A 23,913-nucleotide genomic window follows, 5' to 3' on the forward strand; every position below is an offset into this window, starting at 1 on the left:
GCGTACGGGCGGCGCCGGCACGCCGCCGGTACGCCGTCGGGCCCGATGCCTCTCCGCACCCGGCGGCCCGGCCGGGCCCACCACCCCGTGGCGGCCCGGACGGCACCGACGGGCGGCCCGCCGGCGAGGGCGCGTACGCTCCGCGGCAGCAGTCGCCGCGCCGGAGGTGCACGTCGCCGTCCGGGGCGGGCTCAGTCCTCGTGGCGCGCGATGCGCTCGTCGTTGAGCACGTCAACGGCGCCGCCGGCGTCGCCGATCGTGGAGTAGTCGACGGCCACCAGGTTCACCGGCCGGCCGCGTGCCCGCTCGCACTCCCGGGCCCGGTCGAGCACGAAGTCACGGGCGTTGATCCGGCCGGCGTCCAGGCGGCTGCCGCCGCTGTTGGTGATGAAGTGGTTCATGAGGAAGAGCTTCTTGTCCTCGCCGCCGCGGTTCGCCACGCACGTCATGTCCTCGGGCGTACGGAACGCGAACGGGGTCTCCATGCCGTACCGGTAGAAGTTGCGGTACCAGGGCGCCGGGCCGTCCGCCTTCTCCGCGAACACCACCAGCCGCCGGTCCTCGTCGATCATCTCGCCGAGCGTCGGCCACGGCTTGTCCGGGTCGTCGTCCGGCGTGAACACCACGTCCGCCAATCCGGCACGGCGCATCGCCGCGCGCGTGTCGGCGCCGCTGATGCCGTCCTGGATCACCAGCGTGACGACGTCGGAGGGGTTCTGCTCCAGCCAGTCGCCGATCTTCTCCAGCTCCGGGACCAGGGGCAGCGCGCCGCCGCGGCACACGGCGTGGCACAGCCAGGTGCCTGCGCGGGGCGGGTCGACGGTGTTGAGCACGGAGCGGATCTGCCGCTGCACGGTCGGCGTGAAGTCCGACTCCGCCAGCCGCTCGGTGATCTCCGGGGGCGTCTCCCAGCGGTGGGTGTCGAGGAGCAGGGCGCGGACGCCGTCATTGAGCTGGCCGGTGATCGACGGGTCCTGGAGCGGGGCGATGAACCGGTCCTGGGAGGTGGCCATCGCGTTGTGCGAGGCGAGCTGTGCCACCTCGTCGTAGCGCAGCTCGCACAGCTCCTCCCGCCCGTTGCAGCGGCGGTCCGACTCGCCGCCGAAGGCGTTCGGCACGAAGACGGCGCCGGCCAGGGCGGCGAGGACGAGGCCCACCGCGCCCCAGCGGTAGCGCGGCGGCAGGGGAGGTGCGGGCCCGGCCGCGCCGGACCGGTCCGTTCCCTGCTCCCCGGCCCCGGCTTCCCCCGCCGCGGGGGTAAGGATCTCTTGCGTCTCGGCGCTCTCCGGCCCGCCGGGCCCGGACGAGCCCGGCCCGGGACAGCCCGGCTCGGACGCGCCGGCCCCGGACCCGGCGGTCGCGGTCTTCCCGCTCGTCGCCGCCCCCGTGACCTGCGCCCCGCCCGCCGCGGCGAGCGCCTCTGTCCTGCGGTGCCACAGCCACCCCCCGGCGGCCAGCAGCAGCCCCGCCGTCAGCGGCACGACAGCCGTCGTCAGCGCGACGGCGTAGAGCCGGTCAAGCGCCGTGCGCTGGAGGTCGTCCAGCAGCCGGGCGGCGGAGTCCGGCCAGTTCCCCGGCGCGACGGCGACGCTCCTTCCGACCAGCCCGCGGACCACCAGCGTCAGCGCGAACGCCAGCGCGCCCCCGCCGGCCAGCGCCCCGCCGATGCGGAAAAGCCTGCGGCCCGGGGAGCGCGGCCCGTAGCGCCACAGCACGGCCAGCGAGGCGATCCCCAGGAGGACGGCGCCGGTCTGAACCCAGCCGAGGCCCAGCCGGGTGAAGGCACGGGCCTCGCGCGCCGGGCGCAGTTCGTCGTCGCCGCCGCCGAACTCGGCGGCAAGGTCCCAGGACACCCCGTCCGCCGTGTTCCGCAGCGCCGACGACGCGCTCTCCTCCCGGCCGGAGAAGAGCGCGGGCCCGACCTCGGCGAGCGCCGTGGCCAGGTCGCCGGCGCCGAGCGCGGCGAGCAGCCGGGGGCGCAGGTCCGCCCGCTCGTCCGCGGGCACGGCCCGCAGCACCGTGTCGGTGGCGGTCCTCGCCTGTGCCTCGGTGAGGTCCAGCGTCGGCAGCCCCTCCGGGCGCTCGCCGTCCGCGATGCGGTCCACGGCCTCGCCCAGGTCGGACTGGAAGGCGGCGTAGTCGGGGGCGGGCTTGTCCTGGAGGTTCGCGACGACGTCGGCGAAGTGGACGTTGCCCACGGCGCCCAGATTGTCGAGCACCGGGCGCAGGTCGACCTCCAGCGTCAGATCATCCTTCTCCCCGCGCAGATAGGCCACCGCGTCCGCGATGACGCCCTCGGCCAGGGCCCGCGCGGTGGTCGGCGGCAGGACCGTCTTGAGGTTGGAGGTGACGACGGATTCCGGGACGGGCAGCCGGGCGAGCAGATCGCGGGTGACGCCCGACGCCTCGGGGTCGACCAGCACCTCGTCGTAGAGCCGGTCGTAGGCGTCCTGGCGGTCGAGCGCGGCGCGGTAGAAGCCCGCGTCCGCGACGGTGGAGCGGGCCGTACCGGCGACGACGAGGACCGCCGTGGCGAGCACCGCGACCGCGAAGGCGAGCCACCGCAGGACGACGGCGTCCCGCGGCGGCGCGGCCTCGCCGACCCGCCGTACCACACGGGCGAGCCGGGCTCTGAGCTTGTCGAACGGGATCATGCGCGGTTCCTGCCTGCTGTCGCCCTTCGAGCCTACGGGCTGCGCGCGGGAACCGCCCCGGACCCGTGATCAGGGCCGATGCCGCCGCCGAAGCGCAGGTGCGCAGGTGCCGGCACGCCTGTGCGGCGGCCATCCGGCCAGGTCGGGCGGTGGGTCCGCCGGATGCAGGAGGCGTGCGGTCGGACAGCCGGGGCAGAATGGTACGGACCTGAACGGCGCCGGTGACGCACCGTACCGGAACAGCCCCGGACAGCCGTCAGCCGGTCGCGAACAGCGTGGAGGCCGAGGCCGCCCACGGCGTTGCGGCCGCCGTGCGGGGCTTCGAGAAGGGCGCGCGGCGATCGTGCGGCCCATCGCCGCGGCCACATCGGCGACGCCGACCCAGGACCGGGAAGGCGATCACTTCAGACCGGTGTGCGCGAGGCCCTCCACGAACTGGCGCTGCGCGAAGACGAAGACGGCCAGCACCGGCAGCGCGGTCAGTGACGCCGCGGCGAGCTGCACGTCCCACATCGGGCCGCCGTAGGAGTCGGTGAACTGTGTCAGCGCCTGCGGCAGCGTGAACTTCTCCGGCGTGGAGAGGTACACGATCGGCTCCAGATACAGGTTCCAGCTGTGCAGGAACGTGAAGATCCCGACCGCCGCCAGCGCGGGCCGCGCCAGCGGCAGCGCGATGCGCCGGTAGATGGCGAAGCGGCCCAGGCCGTCCATCCGCGCCGCCTCCTCCAGCTCGGTCGGCAGCGTGAGGAAGAACTGCCGCATGATGAACGTCGCCAGCACGCTCGGTGCGCCGAGGATCGGCACCAGGACCAGCGGCCAGTGCGTGTCCGTCATCCCCCAGTCGTTGAACATCTGGAACAGCGGGACGATGGTGACCTCGCTCGGGATCAGCAGGCCGGTGAGCACCACCAGGAACAGCGCGTTCTGGCCGCGGAAGCGGATGCGCGCGAAGGCGTAGCCCGCCATCGAGGACACCGCGAGCGTGCCGACGGTCACGATGACCGCGATGTACATGCTGTTCCAGTACTGCTGCGCGAACGGCTGGAGGTCGAAGACCCGCTCGTACGCGCCGAACCCGGGGTTCTCCGGCCACAGCGACGGCGGGAACGCGAAGATCTCGCTCGCCGGCTTCAGCGACGAGGTCGCCATCCACCACGTCGGGAAGACGAAGGGGACGAGCAGCACCAGCAGTACCCCGTAGAGCACGAGCCTGGCGCGCGGGGACAGCTTATGACTCATGGAAGACCCACTTCTTGCGCATCTGCCACTGCACGACGGTCAGCACGAGCACGATGAGGAAGAGCAGCACGGAGAGCGTCGCGCCGTAGCCGAAGTGGTGGAACTCGAACGCCTGCTGGTACAGGTAGTAGACGAGGACAGTGGTGGAGTTGCCCGGGCCGCCCTGGGTGAGCACGGCGATCTGGGCGAACACCTGCAGCGAGCCGACCACCGTGATGATCGAGGTCAGCAGGATCGTCGGGCTGATCAGCGGCACGGTGATCCGCAGGAACTGCCGCCACCGCCCGGCGCCGTCCACGGTGGCGGCCTCGTACAGCTCCCGCGGCACGCCCTGCAGCGCGGCCAGGAAGAGCACCATGTTCAAACCCACGTTCTTGAAGACCTGCACGACGATCACCGAGATCATCGACGAGGTCTCGCCGCGCAGCCAGTTGGGCCCCTCGACGCCGATCAGGTCGAGCCCGGCGTTGATGCCGCCGTTCTTCTGCAGCAGGAAGCCCCACACGATCGTCCACGCGACCAGGGAGACCACCACGGGCGAGAAGAACAGGGTGCGGAAGACCACGCTGCCGCGCAGCTTCTGGTTCAGCAGCACCGCGAGCGCGAGCGCCAGGGTCAGGTTCAGCACCACCAGCCCGACGGAGAAGAACGCGGTGGCGCGCAGCACGCCCGGCAGCTTGGGATCGTCGGCCAGCGCCCGGTAGTTGTCCGCGCCCACCCCGTGGAAGCTGCCGGCCAGCACGTTCCACTCGTGGAAGCTGTACCAGAAGACCAGGATGAGGGGAATCAGGACGAACACGACGCTGCCCAGCAACTGCGGGGCGATGAACAGGTAGCCGGCCAACTGGTCCCGGCGGCGGGCGGTCCAGAAGGGCCGCCGGGAGCCGACCCCGCCCGGGCGCGGGTCGGTGGCCTTGGCCCGGGCGCGTTCCAGGATCGCCATGGCAGCGCCGTCACTTCTCCAGTTGCGGCTGGATCGCCGAGCAGACGTCCTGGAGCGTCTTCGCGACGTCGGCGTCCGGCTTCCACAGCGGGTCGAGCGCGGCGCGCACGGCGTCGAACAGCTCGGCCTGGTTGGTGTGGGTCGGCTTGACCTCGCCGTTCTCGATGCCGCCGATGACGACCTCTTCGAGCTGCGCGGGCTTGAGCTGCGGGTTGCTCTTGGCCAGGGTCTTCGCGTCCAGTTGGGAGCTGCGGGCCTGCGGGAAGTAGCGGCCGAGGGCGGCGGAGTTCTTCTCGTTGGTCATGAACGCCAGGAAGTCGACGGCCTCCTCCACGTTGTCGCCGTTGCCCAGGACTCCCAGACCCGCCTGCCCGATCACGTCGTACGAGCCGGCGGGGCCCTCCGGCAGCGGCACGAAGTCCCAGCCGAAGCTGTCGTCCAGCAGTGAGGCCCGGCTGATCTGGGTGACGGTCATCGCCGCCTCGCCGGCGAAGAAGTCCGCGGTGGTGCCCGGCGCGGGCATCGCCTCGTCGGCGAAGATCGCGTCGTGCAGGAAGGTCATCGCCTCGGTCATCTCCGGCTCGTCGAACGAGCAGGTCTTGCCGTCCTCGCTCCAGGGCTCGGCGCCCCAGCCGTCCCAGACGGTGGCCAGGTTGTCCCACAGCTTGTAGTCGAAGTCGCGGATGACCATGCCGGCCTCGCCGGTCTCGGCCCGTACCGCGCCGCCGATATCCGCCACCTCCTCCCAGGTCCACTTCCCCTGCTCGATCAGCTCGGCCGGGGCGGGCCGGCCGGCCTCCTGCAGCATGTCGGTGTTGACGAAGACGCCGAACGGGGAGGTGGAGAAGGGGTAGGCGTAGAGCTTGCCCTCGTGCTGCCACAGCTTCTTCGCCGCCGGCAGCACGTCCTCGTCGTCCTCGATCTCGGCGAGCGCGCCGGAGGCGACGAAGTCGGGGGCCGCGTTCTCGAAGATCCAGGCAAGGTCCGGGGCCTTGCCGCCGGCTATCTGGGTGGTCAGCGTGGTGGTGTAGTTCTCGACCGGCAGGGTGTCGAACTTGATCTCCTTCACGTCCGGGTTCTTCTCGCGGTAGTCCGCGGCGATCGAGTTCAGCAGCTTCAGATGTTCCTCGTTGCCGGTCCAGATGGTCATGCGCAGCGTGACCGGGCCTCCGCCGGAGCCGCCGTCGGAGCCGCCGCACGCGGTGAGCGCGAGCAGGCCGGCGGCGGCGAGGGCGACGGGCCTTCCGCGGAGAGGTGTTTTCCGGCCGGGCCGGGTGCGATGCCGTGTTGACGAAGACATGCGGGTGCCTCCTGTGATGTCGGGTCGGTCGGTGACCGCCGGTCAGTAACCGCTGATGTCGGGCCAGCGCAGTTCGACGCCGTGGGCGGTCAGCGTGCGCTGGAAGTCCTGGAGAAGGCGGGGGGTGTTGCGTACGGCGCGGGGGGTGAGGCCGTGCGTGAGGCAGTGGGCGGCGAGCAGCCCGGCGGCCTCGCCGATGTTCCACTCGACGGGGTGCAGGCGGTAGCAGCCGTTGGTGATGTGGGTGGTGCCGATGTTCTTGCCGGCGGGCAGCAGGTTCTCCGTGCGCTGCGGGAGCAGTGCGCCGAGCGGGATCTCGAACGGGCTGGACGGCACGTCGATGTAGGTGTCGCGGCCGGTGGAGGGGTGCAGGTCGATGCGGTACATGCCGATGCCGGCCGAGTCGGCGTAGCTCACCGCGCCCTTCCCGCCGCGCACGTCGAGCGACAGGTCCTGCTCCACGACGGTGTACTCGGCCCGGATGCGCCGCGATTCGCGGATGTACGGGGCCATCGCCAGCCCGTCCGCGCCCCCGCCGGTGACGTCGCCGCGCAGCCGCAGGCCGGGGAAGCCGGTGCCGCCGTCGGGCCGCGGGGCCTCGGTCTGCATCCAGTACAGCAGCGACAGCGACAGCCCGCGGGCTTCCTCCAGCCGCGCCGCCGCGTCCGGCACGTCGATGACCGGGGCCTCGAAGTAGTCGACCATCGGCCAGTTCACGAGCGTGACGTCGCTGGCGTACGTGCCGGGCGCGAACTGGTCGCGGGCGGCGATCCTGCGGAACGTCCACAGGTTCCGGTCCCCGCCGCTGCGCCGCTGGTCGGCGACGACGGCGAGCGGGTCGTCGCCCGGGTTCGGGGTGAACTCCCGCTCGACCAGCTCCAGCGTCCGCGGGTGCGGGGCCCGCCAGGACAGCAGCGGGGCGCCCCAGAACTCCGGCTCGTAGTCGCGCCAGAAGCCGTAGGAGGCGGGGCGGTCGATGGTGTGGTCGCCGTCGACGTGGTCGACGGCGAAGCAGTACGACACCGCCTGCATGTTGAGCGGCTGGGCCTCGTCGGGGGCGCTGGGCTCGCCGGTCTCCGCACCGGACTCGAAGCCGGTGACGTACTCGGTGCCGGTCAGCGGGAGCAGTTCGCCGGTCTCGGTGGCGTCCAGCACGTACGGGGCGGTGAGCACCAGCGGCTCGCCGCCGCCGGGGCGCTCCACCGCCACGGAGGTGACGCGGTCGCCGTCCGTCTCGGCGGCCACCGGGCGGTAGGGCTGCAGCACGGTCAGCCGGCCGGCGCCGCGGTAGGGGGCCAGCAGTTCGTCGATCACCGCGACGGCCACCCGCGGCTCGTGGCAGAGCCGGCTGACGTGCCCGGCCCCGGGGTTGAGGTCCGGCTTGGCGCGCGCGGCGGCGGTCAGCGGGTAGTGGCGGCGGTAGTAGTCGCGGATGCCGTCGCGCAGCGACCGGTACGAGGCGGTGGCGCCGAACTGCTCGATCCAGGTGTGCTCGTCGGGGGGCACGGCCTGGCTGGTGAGCTGGCCGCCCAGCCAGTCGTACTCCTCGGTGAGGATCACCGAGCGGCCGGCGCGCAGTGCGCCGAGCGCGGCGGCGACGCCTCCGGTGCCGCCGCCGACGACGAGGACGTCCGCGTGCATGGGTCTCCTTGGGGGTGCTGAGTCGGAGGTGGGACAGGGGGTGGGCAGGGGCACAGGGTCCGTCAGCGGGCGGGGGCGGCGAGCGTGACGCCCTCGACGAGCCGGCAGTCCAGCAGCCGGCGGGTGTGTTCGGCCCGGCCGTGCAGCATGCCGGTGAGCAGGTCGACGGCCTGCCGGCCCATCTCGGTGCGGCGCAGCCGGAAGCCGGTGAAGTCCACCGGCGGGTCCACCGGCGCGGTGGGATCGCCCAGCGCCAGCACCGACAGATCGCGCGGCACGTCCAGGCCGCGGGCCGCCGCCGCCTCGTACAGCCCGACCGCGTCGTGCAGGAACTCCACGAACACCGCCGTCACGCCCGCGTCGAGCAACTGCTCCAGCTGCTCCGCGGCCGGCTCCCCCCGCGCGCCCAGGTGCGGCGCGCCGGCACCGGCCGCCTGCCGGAAGCCGGCGAGCCGGTCGGTGGACGACTCCGCTCCCGCGCCCGGACCGGCGAACGCCAGCCGCCGGTGCCCCAGCGCCCGCACCCGCTCCACGAGCCGGGCGGTGGCCGAGACGTAGTCGGCGCCGATGTACGGCACGGGACCGCCGTCCGCGTCGTCGCGGCGGCCCACACAGACGAAGGGGTAGCCCTCGGCGACCAGCCGGCTCAGCTCCTCGTGCGGGATCTCGCGGCCGAGGAGCACGCAGCCGTCGGCCACCCGCAGCCGGTTGTTCTCGTGGAAGATGCGCCGGCGGCCGGCGGTCACCGGCGCGGAGGTGAACAGCAGCAGGTCGCAGCCGCTGCGCTCGGCGCTCTCCTCGATGCCGCGCAGGAAGGGGTGGTAGAAGTCGGCGCTGGTGCTGGGGAAGACGGGCTCGTAGGTGAAGACCCCGACGATCTGGTTGAGCTGCTTGGTCAGCCGGCGGGCCACGGGGTCGGCCGCGTAGCCGGTCTCCCGGATCACGCGCAGCACCCGCTCGCGGGTGCCGGGGGCGATCCGGGCGGCGTCGGGGCGGTCGTTGAGCACGAGGGAGACCGTGGTCTGACTGACGCCGGCGAGCCGGGCTATGTCGCGCTGGGTGAGCCTGCCGGGGGCTTCTGGCATGGGAGGCTGGACCTCACAGTGGGTAGCTAATGCGTATTGCCTGACTGTTGTGCGAGGAACCTAGAACCGGCCGTGCAAGGCCGTCAAGAGGTGTTGCGGCAGCAGTAATGCGAATTAGCAGATGACCCAGGAGGATTGGTGCCCTGAGTGCACCCTCTTGGTGGCGTACGCGGAGGAATGCGCACCGCTGCCCCCGTGCTCGGCCGGGGGAGCCGCCACCGCGCTTCCACACCGGGGCGCGCCCGGCCGGCACGTGCCACCGGTGCCCGCTTCGTCTCAGACGCCGGGCACACACCCCCGGCGGGTCAGCGCGACGGCCGACCCGGGCGCAGCCGACCCCGGCACCGCGATCTCCGCCGGCGCGCGCCAACCCCCGGCCCGTAACGTCCACATGACGTGCACCGCGCCGTCCGCGCCGGCGAACACCGCGTCGAGCCGGTCCGCCGCCCGGAGCCCCAGGCCGATCGCCGTGGCGGGTGCGCACGTGCCCGGCGGGGCGGCGGTCACCGGCCCGTGCCAGCCGGCCTCGCCCGCCGCCGACAGCGCCAGCACCGAGCCGTCGGCGCCGGCGACCACCGCGTCCAGCCGCTCCACGGACTTGCCGTACGCGAGAGCCAGCGGTGAACCCGGCGCGCAGGTGCCCGCCGGCACGACGGCCTCGGGACCGGACCACGGCCCGGTGCCGTCGGCCCGCATGACCTGCACCGAGCCGTCCGCGCCGGTGAACAGTGCGGTCACCCGGCCGGCGTCGTCCTGCGACGCGAGCGTCACCGCCGTCCCCGGAGCGCAGGTGCCGGGCGGGGCGAGGACGTCGGGCCCGTGCCACGGATGGTCGACGTCCGCCCACAGCGCCTGTATGGACCCGTCCGCGCCCGCGTACACCGCCTCGATCCGCTCGGCGGGACCGCGCCGGCCCAGCCCGACCGGGGTCCCGGGCGCGCAACTGCCGGGCGGAGCGAGGGCCGCGGGTCCGCTCCAGCGTCCGTCGCCCGCCGACCACAGCGTCAGCACCGAGCCGTCAGCTCCGGTGCACACCACGTCCACCTGGTCCCTCGTCCGCTGGTGTGCGAGCGTGACCGCGGCGCCCGGCGCACAGGTCCCCGGCGGCGAGACGACTTCGGGAGCGTGCCAGCCACAGCCTCGCACCGCCCACATGACGTGAATCGATCCGTCAGCACCCACGTACGCCGCGTCCAGACGGCCCGCGTGCGCTCCCCTGGCCAGTGCGACCGGGGTGCCGGGGCGGCAGCTTCCGGCGGGGGTGACGACGGTGGGACCGCACCAGGGGCCGCCGTCGGCCGCCGAAAGGGAACGTACGGTGCCGTCGGGTCCGGTGAAGAGCGCACGCGCCTGCGTACGGGTGTCGTCCTGCGGCATCGTGGCCTCCAGGTCAGAGGCCGCCGGCCCGGTTGCGGGCGGGGCGACCAGGGGGGAACCGGACCACATGGCGAGGGCGGTCGTGCCGCACGGCGACGCGTGCGGGAACGCGGAACCGCTGCGGTGTCGGAAGTGCGTCACGTCACACCCCTCGGACGGCACGGTGCCGACACCGTGCTGTCCCCTTGTTGGTAACACCCTGTCCTCCGCACGTCGATCGTCTTTTGAGGCTAGGTCACCCCGCCGCACCCCAGCCGCTGTCAAGACCGCGGAAACGCCTGAAGGGGTGATCACGTGGGAGGAATTCACGCCATCATGGGGCCGGATTCGGCCTGGAGCGGAGGGAAGGACGGCGTATGACGCGATCCTGGTGGGGCTGGGGAAACGTCGAGGACGCGGTGCGCGGCGCCGAACTGGCCGCGCTGCTCGACCGGGTGCGGCTGCTGTCGGGCGCCGAGCCCGAGGACCACGCGCCGCCGCCGGTCGCCTCCCTCGCCCTGCCGCCGCCCCGGGCCGAGCCGCCGGACTCGCTGGCCGGCCTGTGCTCGGCCGACCCCGCGGACCGCGCCGCGCACACACACGGCAAGGCGTTCCGCGACGTCGTACGCAACCTGCACGGCGACTTGCGCCACCCACCGGACCTCGTCGCCCGCCCGCGCGATGAGCGCGACGTCACGGACCTGCTCGACTGGTGCACCCGCGCCGGTATGGCCGCGATCCCCTACGGCGGCGGCAGTTCGGTGGTCGGCGGCATCGAGCCGCGCCTCGCGGACGGGCGCCCGGCGCTCACCCTCGACCTGGGACGGCTGGACGCCGTGCCGGAGGTCGACGTGACGAGCCGCGCGGCCCGCGTCCAGGCGGGCATCTACGGCCCGCGGCTGGCGGACCGGCTGCGCCCGTACGGGCTGACGCTGCGGCACTTCCCGCAGTCCTTCGAGTTCTCCACGCTCGGCGGCTGGCTGGCCACCCGGGCCGGCGGCCACTACGCCACCCTGCACACGCACATCGACGATCTCGTGGAGTCCCTTCGGGTGGTCACGCCGGCCGGCACCGGCGAGTCCCGGCGGCTGCCCGGCTCGGGCGCGGGCCCGTCGCCGGATCGGCTGTTCCTCGGCAGCGAGGGGGCCCTCGGGGTGATCACGGAGGCGTGGCTGCGCGTGCAGGTGCGCCCGCGGTGGCGCGCGCGGGCGTCGGTGCGCTTCGCGGAGTTCGACGCCGCGGTGGCGGCGACCCGGGCGGTCGCGCAGAGCGGGCTGCACCCGGCGGACTGCCGGCTGCTCGACGGGGCCGAGGCACTGGTCAGCACGGGGGTGAGCGTCGGCGGTGGCGTCCTCGTGCTGGGCTTCGAGTCCGCGGACCACCCGGTGGGGGAGAAACTCGCGCGGGCGCTGGAACTCTGCCGCGACCACGGCGGCGCCCCGGACGCGCCGGCGGAGCAGGGCACGCGGGACACCGCCGGCGGTGCCGGACTGCGGGGGGAGCCGGAGGAGGGCGGGAACGCCGGCGGCGGGACGGGTGCCGCCTGGCGCTCGGCGTTCCTGCGCATGCCGTACCAGCGCGACGCCCTGGCCCGCCACGCCATGATCGTCGAGACCTTCGAGACGGCGTGCACGTGGGACACCTTCGGCGCGCTGCACCACGCCGTGACCGACGCCGCGCACCGCGCGGTCCGCGCGGCCACCGGGGGCGCGGGGGTGCTCACGTGCCGCTTCACCCACGTCTACCCCGACGGCCCCGCGCCGTACTTCGGCGTCATCGCGCCCGGCCGCTGGGGCAGCACCGTCGCGCAGTGGGATGACATCAAGGCAGCGGTCTCGGAGGCGATCGCGGCGCACGGCGGCACGATCACGCACCACCACGCCGTGGGGCGCGACCACCGGCCGTGGTACGACCGGCAGCGCCCGGACCCCTTCGCCGCGGCCCTCGCCGCCGCGAAGTCGGCGCTCGACCCGGCCGGCATCCTCAACCCCGGGGTGCTCGTCCCCGAGCGGTGACGCCGCAGGTCCGGCTCCCGGCCGGACCCCGCCGCGACGCGCTACCGCCCCGGCTGCCGGTCACCGGGCTGCTGCACCGGCCGCGGCGGCACGGGCTCGGGGCGGTGCTGCGGCTGCTGGGGCACCGCCTGCTCTACCGGCTGCTGCTGCACCGGCTGCTGCGGCTGCGGGGGCTCCTGGGCCCGCGGGTCCCGGTTCGGCTCCCGGGCCTGCTGTGCCTGCGGCACCTGCCGGCTCTGCGGCTGTCCCTGCCGGCGCCGGGCCGGGTCCGCGATGGCGACCACCGACTGCTGCGCCTCCGCGAGGAGCGTACGCGCCTCCTCGATGCGCACGGAGTAGCGTTCCTGCTCCGCCGCCGCCCGGATCTCGATCCGCTCCGCCGCCTGCCAGGCACGGTCACGCAGATCCGCCGCCTCCAGCTCCGCCTCGCGCAGCAGCCTGGTCGCGTACTTCGCGTTGCCGTCCCGCCGCCGCAGATACTCCGAGCGCACGGCCTCCGCCTGCCCCTCGGCCGCCCCCAGCGCGTCCTCCAGCTCCTGCAGCCGCGCCCCCGCCTCGCCGGCCAGCTTCCCCTCGCGCTCGGCCTGCGCCGCCTGCTGCGCGCCGATGTGCGCGGCGGCCTCCAGCGTCACCTGCTGGGCGTGCTGACGGGCCTCCTCGCGGATGCCGTCCGCCTGCCGCTGGACCTCGGCGACGATCTGCCCCGCCGTCTCGTGCGCCTGCTTGATCCGCTGCCGCGCGCGCTGTTCGGCGTCGGCCCGGATGCGCTCCGCGGCCTGCTCCGACTCCTTGCCGCGTTCCGTCGCGGCGGCGCGGGCGGCCTCCTTCAGCTCCCGGCACTCCTCCGCGGCCCGGGCGAGCACCCGGTCCGCCTCGGCCCTGGCGTCCAGATAGAGCTTGTGGGCGCTTTCGCCGAGCGACTCGTACGTCTGCGGGCCCAGCGCGGCGGCCTGTTCGAGGAGTTGTGCCAGATGCCGCCCGCTCGCCTCCACCTGCGCTTCGAGGTCTCTGGCCCGGCGCAGGGCGGCCTCCCGTTCCACGAGCAGGTCGCCGACGACGCGGTCGACCTGCTGCGGCGAGTAGCCGCGGCTCCTGGTGGCCATCATGAAATCGCCGGGTTGCATCATCTCGCCCATCGTGCCCTGTCGTCTCGGCTACGCACTTCACCCCATGATGCTGCATCCGCGCCCCCGGACCGGCAGCCGGTCCCCGGGGCGCAGGCGGGTAGCGTGGCGTCGTCGGCGCGCTCGCGCAAGTCCCGTGGCAGGGCCCTGTGACGGCGGCCCGCGGTGCCCGGGCGGGGGGCCGCTCCCCGCGGCGCCGGACGCGTGGCACTTCGCGGGCGTACGGGCCGAAGCGGGGAGAGCGCTCTCTCACGGACTTCCGCAGGGCGGTATAAAGGCTGCATGGCAACAGAAGCTCGGTGGCCCGGCCGCCCCGCCACCCTGGAGGACGTGGCGCGGGTGGCGGGGGTGTCCAGGGCGACGGCCTCCCGGGTCATCAACGGCTCGCCCACGGTCGACGCCGCGCTGCGCCGCAAGGTGGAAGAGGCGATCAGCGCCACCAGTTACGCGCCGAACCGGGCGGCCCGCTCCCTGGTGACCCGGCGCACGGACTCCGTGGCCCTGGTCGTCTCCGAGCGCGAACAGCGCCACGCCGCCACGCCGTTCATCGGCCGGATGTTCACCGACCCGCACTTCGGCCGGGTCCTCAGCGGGCTGCTCCAGGTGCTGCGCCCGGCCGGCATGCAGACCGTGCTGATGGTCGCCGACGACGACGCCTCGCGCCGGCAGGTGCTCACGTACCTGCGGCAGGGGCACGTCGACGGCGTCGTCCTGATCTCCTCGGACCCGGACGACCCGCTGCCCCGGATGCTCTCCGAGACCGCGCTGCCCACCGTGCTGGCGGGGCGCCCGGCGCGTACGGCGGCGCTGCCCTACGTCGAGGTGGACCAGCGCGCGGGCGCGCAGTTGGCCGCCGAGCGCCTGGTGGCCCAGGGGCGCCGGCTGATCGGCACGGTGACGGGACCGCAGGACATGCCGGCCGCGAAGGAGCGGCTGGAGGGCTTCCGCGCCGCGCTCGCCGCGCTGGGCGTGGCGGGACTGCCGTGGGCGGAGGGCGACTTCACCCGGGCCGGCGGTGCCGAGGCGATGCGCCGGCTGCTCGCGGAACACCCGGGTCTGGACGGGGTGTTCGTCGCCTCCGACCTGATGGCACTGGGCGCGGTGCCGGTGCTGCTGCGTGCCGGGCGCCGGGTGCCCGAGGACGTGGGCGTGGTCGGGTTCGACGACAGCGAGGCCGCCGAGGCCGCGGAGCCGGCCCTGACGACCGTGCGGCAGCCGGTGGAGGACATGGCCTGCGAGATGGCGCGGCTGCTGCTGCGGCAGATCAGGGAGCCCGGCGCCGCACCGCCCTCGGTGGTCTTCCGGCCCACGCTGGTCGTACGCGCGTCGGCCTGAGCGCGTCACGCCGGGTTCGGGCCCCCGCCCCGTCCCCGGTGTCCGCTGGACCGGGGGCGGGGCTCGCGCACCCGCCGGTGCGCTCAGGGGTAGGCGACGACCTTGGAGGGGATCGTGTCCGTACCCGAGGTGGGGGAGCCGTGGTCGTTGATGACGTGGGCGTACTGCCCCTGACCGCCGAGCGAGACGACCATGATGTTGTGGAACTTGATCCCGGAGCCCGTCGGCGTGGCGAAGCCGTGCTCCTGGATGATGTCCGGGGCGACGTTGTAGTAGCAGTAACTGCCCATGCCCCAGCCCTCGTGCTCGCTGACGTCGTCGGCGACCTTGTACGCGGCGTAGCCGCGCAGGCTGCCGTTCTGGATGGCGGCCTGGTTCGGAGCGTCGTACGCCTTCTCGTTCTGGAAGAAGATCGTCCGGCCGCGCTCGCCGTTCCACTGCACGTCGTACTTGTTGAAGTGCTCCACGAAGAAACCGGTCATCAGCACGTCGTCGCCGTTGACGACGACGCCGTAGTCGCACCGGTTGGTCTCCCAGCCGACGCCGTCGCCGTGGTCGGCGCGCCACACCCAGGTGTGGTCGACGACCGCGTGCCGGCTGTTGATCACCATGCTGGTGGTCGCCTTGCCGGGGCCGGCGCCGCCGATGCGGATGAACACGTCCTGCAGCGTGGTCGGGTTGCCTTCGTGGTCCGCGGAGGAACCCTCCGGGCCCACTTCGAGCAGCACGTCGGAGTTCTCCGTCCCGGCATCCAGCAGGAAGCCGGCGAGCCGTACCCCGTCGACGTCGGCGACGGTCATGGCGGCCACGCCGCCGTCCGGGATGATCGTGGGGTAGCCGATGCCGAGGACCACGGTGTCCGCCCGGTCGATCACGATCGGCGCGTCGACGTGGTAGATCCCCGGGGTGAGCAGCAGGTGCTTACCCTCCTGCAGGGCGGCGTTGATGCTCGCCGCGGTCGCCCCCTCCTTGACGATGTGGAAGTCGGCCAGCGGGAGCGACTCGCCCTGCGGGGCGCCGCCGCCCCAGGTGGTGCCGCGGGCGTTGCGGCGCAGCGCGGGGAGGAAGACGCGGTACTCCTCGCCGTCGATGTAGAGGAAGGGCTTCTCGCGGGAGATCGGCGTGGTGTCCAGGGTGGTGTACGGCGGTTCGGGGAAGGACTGCGCCGGGGCGCCCTCGACGCCGGAGAAGACCATGTTCCACACGGCGTTCAGCCAGCCGCCGATGCTGCTGTCGCGGGTGTACCACTGCTGCTGTGAGTACGGCTGCACGGTGCCGTCGATGCGGCTGTCGGCGATGTAGCCACCGCTGGCCCAGCCGTAGCCGTCGGGTGCGAGGTTGAGGTTGCCGCGCACGTGCATGCGGCGGAACGGGGCGGCCTGGGAGACGGCGAAGCGGTTGGTGCCGCTGACGGGGCTGAGGGACAGGTTCTCGGCCGAGCGCCAGAAGTTCTGCGTGGCGTTGCCCTGGAACCAGCCGGCGTCCACGGTCACGTCCCCGTTGATGTGCGTGTCGTCGGGGGACAGGCCCAGGCCGATGATCGAGGTGTAGAAGCCGAGCTGGGCGTTGAGGCCGTTGTACGTACCGGGCTTGAAGAGCAGCGCGTAGCGGCCGCTGCCGAACTGCGCCGACTCCTGCTGGCGGAAGATCTGGTCCAGCCGGCCCTGGATGTCGGGGGAGGACGGGTCGAAGAAGATCACGTTGGGGCCGAGGTCCGGGTCGGCCAGCGGCCGGGCCGGGGACCGCCGCGGCGTCGCGGTCGCCTGGGTGATCGCCAGGCCCGTGGCCGGCACCGCGGCCGCCGCCGCGGCGGCGGCCAGCAGGACGCGGCGGGACGGACCGGATCTTGCGGACGGCACGGGCGATTCTCCGGTGGGGGGTACGCGCATCGGTAACTCCTGAGTCGTCGGCTCTGGTGCGGATGCACCCGGTGGGGCGGATGGTGCGCTGGTCGGCTCTTCGATCAGGCTTCAAGGAATGAAGGATTGAGCGAAAGAGAGCGCTCTCTCGTGTGGGAGTTGGTTTACGCCCATGGGCACGCGCCGTCAAGGGGGTGCGCACGCAACAGTGGCTCCCAAGGGGCGGTAAGTCCCGCTTTCCTGCGCTTGATTGGGGGTGGCCCGGGCGGAACACCCGGGATCGGCCGAGGCGTTGGTGCGGAGGCGATGAGTTCAAGGGATGTGAGGACGGCGGGCGGGCGGCGCGCCTCGACAGCCTTCCGGCCGCGCTTCCCCTCTGCGGGCTGGAGCGCTCTCTCAGCCGTGCCGCAATCCGCTCACCTTGTGAAGGGGGGCGTTGCCGCGAGGCTCAGGCCGCCGTCCAGGCGCGCAGCTTCTCCGGGTTGCGCATCACCCAGATGTGCGTGATCCCTCCGTCGGCCACATCGAACGTGAGCACCGTCGCTGTCCTCCCGTCCACCTGCGCCACCAGGCCGAGCTGACCGTTGACCGTGTGCTCCACCAGCTCGATCGCGGGCTGGTGCTCCCACACCCCCGCGAGCGCCCGCGTGACCTCCCCGGCCCCCACGATCGGCTGCAGCACCGCCGGTACGAGGCCGCCGCTGTCCGGGGTGGACATCGCGTCCGGGTCCAGCAGTCCGACCAGGGCGCCGATGTCCTTCGCCTCCCACGCCCGCAGGAACTCCCGTACCAGAGCGGTGTGCCGCTCCGCCGCCGCGGGCCGCCGCGCCGCGCGGACCCGGCGGCGGGCCGACGCGGCCAACTGCCGGCACGCCGCCGGCGACCGGTCGACGATCCGGGCCACCTCCGGGAACGGATACGAGAACACGTCGTGCAGCACGAACGCCACCCGCTCCGCCGGGGTCATCGACTCCAGCAGCACGAGGAAGGCCATGTGCACCGATTCGTCCATCGTCACGCGGTCCGCCGGATCCGCCGCCTCCTCGGCCGCGGCGCCCACCCGTCCACCGACCAGCCCCGCGCGGTCCGGCAGCGGCTCCGGCAGCCACTCGCCGACGTACCGCTCCCGACGGGCACGCGCCGATCCGAGCAGATCCAGGCAGACGCGCCCGGCGACCCTCGTCAGCCAGGCGCCCGGGGATACGATGGCCGACCGCTGCTCCGCGGACAGCGCGTACCAGCGGGCGTACGTCTCCTGCACCACGTCCTCGGCGTCGGCCAGGGAGCCGAGCAGCCGGTAGGCGAGGTTGGTCAGCCGCCCCCGCTCGCTCGCGATCCCGGCCGGCTCCGGGTCGAGACGGCCGTTCTGCGGCGCGGACGATGTGGTCATGGTGCCGGTGCTCCCTCGGTCGCGTGACAGCTTCCCCGGGTATGACGAAACAGGGCGCCGGACTGTGAGCCCGGGCCGCCGTCTCACACATGCGGCCGCCCCATCGTCTTGGTCACAGGGCTCGCGCGGGGAAGGCGCATGGGCCCATCGTGAACCATCGCCGAGCAGGACCACGGAGTGAAAGGCCCACCATGGAATCAGAGACCCCCGTCAAGGCGGCCGTCATCTACTACAGCGCGGGCGGCACCGTGCACGCCCTCGCCCGCGCCGCCGCCGAGGGCGCGCAGAAGGCGGGCGCCGAGGTGCGCCTGCGCCGGGTGCCGGAGACCGTGCGGGAGGCGGCGGCAGAGGGCAGACCCGAGCCGGACCGGCACGGCGGCGGGAGCGCCGACGTGCCCGAGGCCGCCGCCGGCGACCTGGACTGGGCCGACGTCGTGCTGTTCGGCACCCCGACGCGTCTGGGGACCATGTCCGCGCCGGTGAAGGCGTTCATCGAGACCACCGGCCCGCTGGGCTCCGCCGGCGGGCTCGCGGACAAGGTGTACTCGGCCTTCACGTCCTCCGGCACCGCCCACGGCCCGTCCGGGGCCGGACTGCTGGCGCTGGTCAACGTCTTCTGCCACTGGGGCGGCGTCATCGTGCCCCCCGGGTGCCCCGACCCCGCCCCGGACGGCCCCGGGGACGGGCCCGCCGGCGACGTGGCTCTGGAGGCCGCGCGCTACCAGGCGTGGCGTGCGGTCACGACCGCCGCCGCGCTTGCCGCCCGTCGCTCGTACCCCGTCTGAGAGCCGCGGTGGTACGGGCCAGGGGCCTGCCCGTACCCGTACCCGCGGTGTGAGCCGCGCTCCTCATGACGGCCCGGCGCCCGCGCCCCGGGCCGCATCTGCCGTGCGACCCGCCGACCACGCCCGCCACAGCGCGGCGTACGGCCCGTCCGCGGCCCGCAGTTCGTCGTGCGTGCCGCTCTCCACCACCCGGCCCTCCGCCATCACCACGACCCGGTCGGCCGCCGCGGCCTGGCTCAGCCGGTGTGCGACGACCAGTGCCGTACGCCCCTCCAGCGCGCGCTCCGCCGCCTCCTCCAGCCGCCGGGCGCCGAGGCTGCCCGCCTCCGCGGTGGCCTCGTCGAGCACCGCGACCGGCGGGTCGGCCAGCACCAGCCGGGCCAGCGCGAGCTGCTGGGCCCGGTCCGCCGTCAGCCGGTGACCGCCCTCGCCCACCACGGTGCCCAGCCCTTCCGGCAGTGCCTCGGCCCAGCCCAGCGCGCCCACCCGGGCCAGTGCCTCGCGCAGTTCCCCGTCACCGGCGCCGGGACGGGCCAGCCGCAGGTCGTCGGCGAGCCGGCCGGCGAAGACGTGCACCTCCTGGGTGACCAGCGCGACCGTGCGGCCCGACTCGTCCGGTGCCGCGCCGTCCACGTCGATGCGCCCGGCGGCCGGGACGTGGATGCCGGCGAGCAGCTTGGCGAGCGTGCTCTTGCCCGCGCCGCTCGCGCCCACCAGCGCCACCTTCTCCTTCGGCCGCAGCTCCAGGTCGACGCCGTGCAGCACCGGCCGGCCGGGCGCGTACGCGTGGGAGACCCCGCTGACGGACACCCCCGCCGCCGGCCGCGGCCCCGGCCCCCCGGACCCCGCCCGGCCGGAACCCGCCTGCTCCCGCGTGTCCACGACGCCGACCAGCCGTGCCAGCCCCGCCGTCGCCGCCTGGGCGTCGTCGAGGAGCACCAGGGCCACGTTGACCGGACCGAACAGCGAGTGGAAGTAGAGCGCGGCGGCCGTCGCCGTGCCGATCGAGGCGGAGCCGCCGCGCACCAGCACGTAGCCCGCCACCAGCACGGCGGACAGCCCCACGTACTCCGCCACGTGCAGCCGGTTGTAGAAGCCCATCAGCAGCCGCACCCCGCGCAGCCGCATGTCCACCGCGGCGCGCGAGTGCGCGTCGACGCGCCCGGCATGCAGAGCTTCCAGCCGGTGCGCGCGCACGGTGGCCGCGCCGCTGACCGTGTCGAGGAGCTGCTGTTGCTGCGCGCCGGTGGCGACACGCTCGCGGGCGTAGAGCGGCACCGCGCGGCGCACGTACCAGCGCGCCGTGTGCGCCTGCACGGGCACCGCGAGCAGCGCGGCGAGCAGGAAACGCCAGTCGAGGACGGCCAGCGCGCCGAGCGTGAGCACGATGGCCAGCGCGGAGGAGGCCAGTTGGGGCAGCGCACCGCGGACCGCCTCGGCGACGCGGGAGACGTCCCGGGTGACGCGGGCGGTCAGGTCGCCGGAGCCGGCCTTCTCCAGCCGGTCGAGCGGCAGCCGCAGCGCCCGCTCGACGAATCGCTCACGCAGCTCGGCGAGCACGGTCTCGCCGAGCCGGGAGACCATCGTCCGGCCGATCGCGGTCAGCACCCCCTGGCCGACGGCCACGACGACCAGCAGGACCACGGGCAGCGTGAGCGCGCCGGCGTCGCGCCGGTCGGTGACCAGGTCGACGATGTGCCCCAGCAGCGGCTGGGTGAGCAGTCCGACGGCGGTGGCCGCGGCCATCACCGCGAACGCGGTCCAGGCCAGCGCCCGGCGCGGGCGCAGCAGCTCGCGCACGGCGGCGCGGGTGCGGGCGGGGGTCGCGGTGGGCAGCAGTTCGCGGGCGTCGCCGGGGTGCGGAACCTCCGGCCGCTCCGGTCCCTCGCCGGCGTCGTCGTACGCGCCGGGTGCCGCCGTCATGCGAGCACCGCCGTCCGGTAGGCCGCCTCGTCGCGGAGGAGAGCGGCGTGCGGCCCCTCGGCGGCGACCCGGCCGGCGTCGACGAACACGACCCGGTCGGCGACGGCGAGCAGGGCCGGGCTGTTGGTGACCAGCACGGTGGTCAGTCCCGCGCGGTAGTCGCGCAGCCCCTCGGCCATCCGGGCCTCGGTGACCACGTCCACGGCGGTGGTCGGGTCGTGGACGACGAGCACGGGCCGTCCGGCGTGCAGCGCCCGGGCCAGGGCGACGCGCTGGCGCTGCCCGCCGGAGAGCGCGCGACCCGCCTCGCCGACCTCGGTGCCGGTGCCCCGGGGCAGTGCACGGGCCACCTCGTCGGCCGCCGCGGCGGCCATCGCGGGCCCGGGGTCCCGCCCGGGCGGCTCGGGCCCGGTACGGGCGGAGGCCACCGCCGCGCCGGCACCGGCAGCACCGGTATCCGCGTGCCCCGGCTCCGCCGGCGCCACGTTCTCGCCCACCGTCCCCGCGAAGAGGTCCGCGTCGTGCGCCGCCACCAGCACCGCCGTGCGCAGCTCCGCGGGGTCGAGCCCGGTCAGCGGCACCCCGTCCAGCTCCACGACGCCCGCCACCGGGTCCTCGACCCGGCCCAGGCACCGCAGCAGCGCCTCGGCCGCCGCCGGTTCCGTCGTCGCCACGCCGACCAGTTCCCCGGCCGCGACCGTCATGTCCACCTCCGCGAGCGCCCCGAGCCCGACGCCGCGCAGCCGAAGTTCGCCGCGCACCGGCTCGGTGAGCCGCCGGTCGCCGGGGACGACGGCCGGCGGCGCGGCCAGTACCTCCGCGACCCGCGCCGCCGACGCCCGCGCCTGGGCGAACTCGGCGTTGACGTACGCGAATGCCTGCAGCGGCGTCAGCAGGAACTGCGCGAGTCCCACGGCCGCGACGAGCTGGCCGAGCGTGAGGTGGCCGCCGAGCGCGAGCCGGCCGCCGACCAGCGCCACCAGCGCGATGAAGCCGCCGGTCAGTGCGAGCACGACACCGTGCTGCCAGCTCTCGGCGCGCGCGGCACGCAGCGTGGCGGCCAGCGAGTCGCGGCTGGTGGCCCGGTAGCGCTCGACGGCCGCGTCCCGCGCGCCGATGCCCTTGAGCACCCGCAGCCCGGCGACCAGGTCGGCGGCGACCCCGGAGGCCGTCGCGGCCTGCTCCTGCTCGGCGGCGCTGCGGTGCTCCAGCGGCTTGCTCAGCAGATGTCCCAGCCACAGCAGCATCGGCGTGCCGACCAGCACGAGCAGTCCCAGCGGTACGGAGATGAGCAGCAGCGCCACCGCACTGACCGCCGCGCCGGCCAGCCCCGAGACGCCGACGGTCACCACCATGACGATGGAGCCGGCGCGCTTGGCGTCCTCGGTGGCGATGTTCGCCACCGAGCCCGGCAGCCGGCCGCGTTCGGCCCCGCCGCGGGGGTCGAGCACCCGTCCCACCAGCTCCAGCCGTACCCGGTGCGCGGCCAGCTCCGCGGCCCGCTCGGACGCCTTGACCCCGAGGCGGAAGCTCAGCGCCAGCATCACGTACACCGCGACCAGCACGAGGAGCCAGCGCACCAGCGCGCCCGCGTCCTCCCCGGCCACCGCGTCGTCGATGACCATGCCGATGAGCACCGGTACCAGCGCTTCACCGAGCTGGTGCCCGGCGGCCAGCACCGAGCCGATCGCGACCCCGCGCCGCTGTCCGGCGATCGCACCTTTCAGCACGTCCCGTCCCGACGGTCCCTGTGCAGCCACCCGCCACCCCGCCCCTTCGCCAACCCGGCCCGATCACCTAGGTAAGGCTAGCCTAAGTAATCGCCGGACGGCCGGGAACCGGGGGGTGTCCGAGCGGCCCGGTGGCCCCGACTCGGCCGCACCGTAGGGCGGTTGGGGCCCTGCCGATCACTTGACGAGGTGATCGCGTTGAGAAAGGTTGTGCTCCGGAAGATGCCGCAGAGCCGGCCGGGCGCGGTGCGCCGCGGGGCCGGCCGGGGGAACAGAGGGGAGACCGTGGTGGACGAGGACTCCGTCGCCGTGGTGGGCGGGAGTATCGCGGGGTGTGCCACGGCGCAGGCGGTGGCGCGGGCGGGTGCCGTGAGGGTCACCGTCTTCGAGCGGGCCGGCGGCGAACTGCGCGACCGGGGCGTGGGCATCGGCCTGCACGACGCGCGGTTCGCGGAGCTGGAGGCCGCGGGGTACGTGGACTCGTCGATGCCGTGGTCCGGACTGAAGCGCCGGGTGTGGACGATCCGCGACGGAGACGCCGAGCTGGGCCGCGGGTTCGCCGAGCAGCACTTCCCGTTCCGCTCCTACAACTGGGGCTCGCTGTGGCACGAGTTGCGCAGCCGGGTGCCCGAGTCGGTGTCCTACCACACGGGTGCGGCCGTGACCGCCGTCGAGCAGGACGCGGACGGGGTCACCCTCAAGCTCGCCGACGGCCGGCGGGAGCGCTTCGGCGCCGTGATCGGCGCGGACGGCTACCGCTCGGTGGTCCGCGAGGCGATGTTCCCCGGGCTCACCCCCGACTACGCCGGCTACCTCGGCTGGCGCGGCACCTCCGCGCCGGTGGCGGGCGACCCCGAGACGGACGGCGCGGAGGCGCGCGTGGTCGTCTTCCCCGGCGGCCACTGCATGATGTACCTCATCCCCGCGGCGGGCGGCGGCTTCCGGATGAACTGGGTGCTCTACGCCGTCCCGCCGAACGACCCCGACCTGCTGCTCGACCTGCGCACCCCGACCTCGCTGCCCCCGGGCCGGGTCGCCGCGAAGCTCACGGCGTACCTGCGCGATCTGGTCGCCGAGCACTTCCCGCCGTACTGGGGCCGCTGCGTGCTGCGTACCGCACCCGAGGACTCCTTCATCCAGCCGATCTACGACCTGGAGGTGCCGCGGCTCGCCGTGGGCCGGCTGCTGCTCGCCGGCGACGCCGCCACCGTCGTACGGCCGCACACCGGCGGCGGCAGCGTGAAGGCGCTGCAGGACGCCACGGCACTGGAGGCCGCCTGCCGTGCCGGCGGCGGCTGGCCGGAGATCGCCGCCGCCTACGACGCGGACCGTACCGCCGTCGGCGCCGCGATGGTCGCCCTCGGCCGCCGGCTGGGCCGCGCCCAGGTCGAACAGACCCCTCACTGGCAGAAGATGGGGCAGCCGGAGTTCGACGCCTGGTGGCAGGAGCAGAACCGGGGTCCGGAGGGCAGCAGCGGCTTCGGCGGTCACGCGCTCAAGCGCGGCTGACGCGTGGCGACTTGACCGGGACCGG

16 protein-coding genes are annotated in these 23,913 nt (G+C 74.3%); 4 read left to right on the forward strand and 12 right to left on the reverse strand.

Going from position 1 to position 23,913, the window contains the following annotated elements; all coding sequences use genetic code 11:
* Positions 1-191: 191 nt before the first annotated feature.
* From I003_RS0130880 to I003_RS0130910, 7 genes are all read right to left on the reverse strand, one after another.
* Complete coding sequence (locus I003_RS0130880; RefSeq protein ID WP_027774949.1) at positions 192-2,654, reverse strand: phosphoinositide-specific phospholipase C-related protein; 2,463 nt, start codon at positions 2,652-2,654, stop codon at positions 192-194.
* Positions 2,655-3,053: 399 nt separating this feature from the next.
* Complete coding sequence (locus I003_RS0130885; protein WP_027774950.1) at positions 3,054-3,893, reverse strand: carbohydrate ABC transporter permease; 840 nt, start codon at positions 3,891-3,893, stop codon at positions 3,054-3,056.
* Positions 3,883-4,836, reverse strand: coding sequence for a carbohydrate ABC transporter permease (locus tag I003_RS0130890; RefSeq protein ID WP_027774951.1), 954 nt, complete (start codon positions 4,834-4,836; stop codon positions 3,883-3,885). Before I003_RS0130890 ends, I003_RS0130885 begins: the two co-directional genes overlap by 11 nt.
* 10 nt (positions 4,837-4,846) lie before the next feature.
* A complete protein-coding gene (locus I003_RS0130895; RefSeq protein ID WP_027774952.1) occupies positions 4,847-6,136 on the reverse strand; it encodes an ABC transporter substrate-binding protein in 1,290 nt (429 codons plus the stop codon).
* 42 nt (positions 6,137-6,178) lie between these two features.
* Positions 6,179-7,777, reverse strand: coding sequence for an FAD-dependent oxidoreductase (locus tag I003_RS0130900; RefSeq protein ID WP_027774953.1), 1,599 nt, complete (start codon positions 7,775-7,777; stop codon positions 6,179-6,181).
* A 62-nt stretch (positions 7,778-7,839) separates the two neighbouring features.
* Complete coding sequence (locus I003_RS0130905; RefSeq protein WP_027774954.1) at positions 7,840-8,862, reverse strand: LacI family DNA-binding transcriptional regulator; 1,023 nt, start codon at positions 8,860-8,862, stop codon at positions 7,840-7,842.
* Between the two features lie 276 nt (positions 8,863-9,138).
* The gene (locus I003_RS0130910; RefSeq protein WP_486584487.1) at positions 9,139-10,380 is read right to left on the reverse strand and encodes a beta propeller lectin; all 1,242 of its coding nucleotides are present in this window, start codon (positions 10,378-10,380) and stop codon (positions 9,139-9,141) included.
* Between the two features lie 215 nt (positions 10,381-10,595).
* Between I003_RS0130910 and I003_RS0130915 the strand changes: the two genes are divergently transcribed.
* Positions 10,596-12,233, forward strand: a complete 1,638-nt coding sequence (locus I003_RS0130915; protein ID WP_027774956.1) for an FAD-binding oxidoreductase — start codon at positions 10,596-10,598, stop codon at positions 12,231-12,233.
* A gap of 41 nt (positions 12,234-12,274) precedes the next feature.
* On the opposite strand, the gene I003_RS0130920 is transcribed toward I003_RS0130915, so the two are convergent.
* Positions 12,275-13,360 (reverse strand): hypothetical protein, encoded by a 1,086-nt coding sequence (locus I003_RS0130920; protein WP_486584488.1) that lies wholly within the window; start codon positions 13,358-13,360, stop codon positions 12,275-12,277.
* 279 nt (positions 13,361-13,639) lie between these two features.
* Between I003_RS0130920 and I003_RS0130925 the strand changes: the two genes are divergently transcribed.
* Positions 13,640-14,692, forward strand: coding sequence for a LacI family DNA-binding transcriptional regulator (locus tag I003_RS0130925; RefSeq protein ID WP_027774958.1), 1,053 nt, complete (start codon positions 13,640-13,642; stop codon positions 14,690-14,692).
* An 83-nt stretch (positions 14,693-14,775) separates the two neighbouring features.
* On the opposite strand, the gene I003_RS0130930 is transcribed toward I003_RS0130925, so the two are convergent.
* Positions 14,776-16,581: a hypothetical protein gene (locus tag I003_RS0130930; RefSeq protein WP_027774959.1), complete on the reverse strand. Its 1,806-nt coding sequence runs from the start codon at positions 16,579-16,581 to the stop codon at positions 14,776-14,778.
* 418 nt (positions 16,582-16,999) lie between these two features.
* Entirely contained in the window at positions 17,000-17,941 is a 942-nt protein-coding gene (sigJ, locus tag I003_RS0130935; RefSeq protein WP_027774960.1) for an RNA polymerase sigma factor SigJ, read from the reverse strand.
* Positions 17,942-18,132: 191 nt separating this feature from the next.
* Here sigJ and I003_RS0130940 point away from each other — a divergent pair, with 191 nt between their 5' ends.
* Positions 18,133-18,726 (forward strand): NAD(P)H-dependent oxidoreductase, encoded by a 594-nt coding sequence (locus I003_RS0130940; RefSeq protein ID WP_027774961.1) that lies wholly within the window; start codon positions 18,133-18,135, stop codon positions 18,724-18,726.
* Positions 18,727-18,789: 63 nt separating this feature from the next.
* On the opposite strand, the gene I003_RS0130945 is transcribed toward I003_RS0130940, so the two are convergent.
* Together I003_RS0130945 and I003_RS0130950 are read right to left on the reverse strand one after the other, a co-directional pair.
* Positions 18,790-20,649, reverse strand: coding sequence for an ABC transporter ATP-binding protein (locus I003_RS0130945; RefSeq protein ID WP_027774962.1), 1,860 nt, complete (start codon positions 20,647-20,649; stop codon positions 18,790-18,792).
* Complete coding sequence (locus I003_RS0130950; protein WP_027774963.1) at positions 20,646-22,409, reverse strand: ABC transporter ATP-binding protein; 1,764 nt, start codon at positions 22,407-22,409, stop codon at positions 20,646-20,648. The genes I003_RS0130945 and I003_RS0130950 overlap by 4 nt, the downstream gene beginning before the upstream one ends.
* Before the next feature lie 258 nt (positions 22,410-22,667).
* Here I003_RS0130950 and I003_RS0130955 point away from each other — a divergent pair, with 258 nt between their 5' ends.
* A complete protein-coding gene (locus I003_RS0130955; protein ID WP_027774964.1) occupies positions 22,668-23,888 on the forward strand; it encodes an FAD-dependent monooxygenase in 1,221 nt (406 codons plus the stop codon).
* Positions 23,889-23,913: the final 25 nt, after the last annotated feature.

This window comes from Streptomyces sp. CNQ329, from assembly GCF_000482585.1.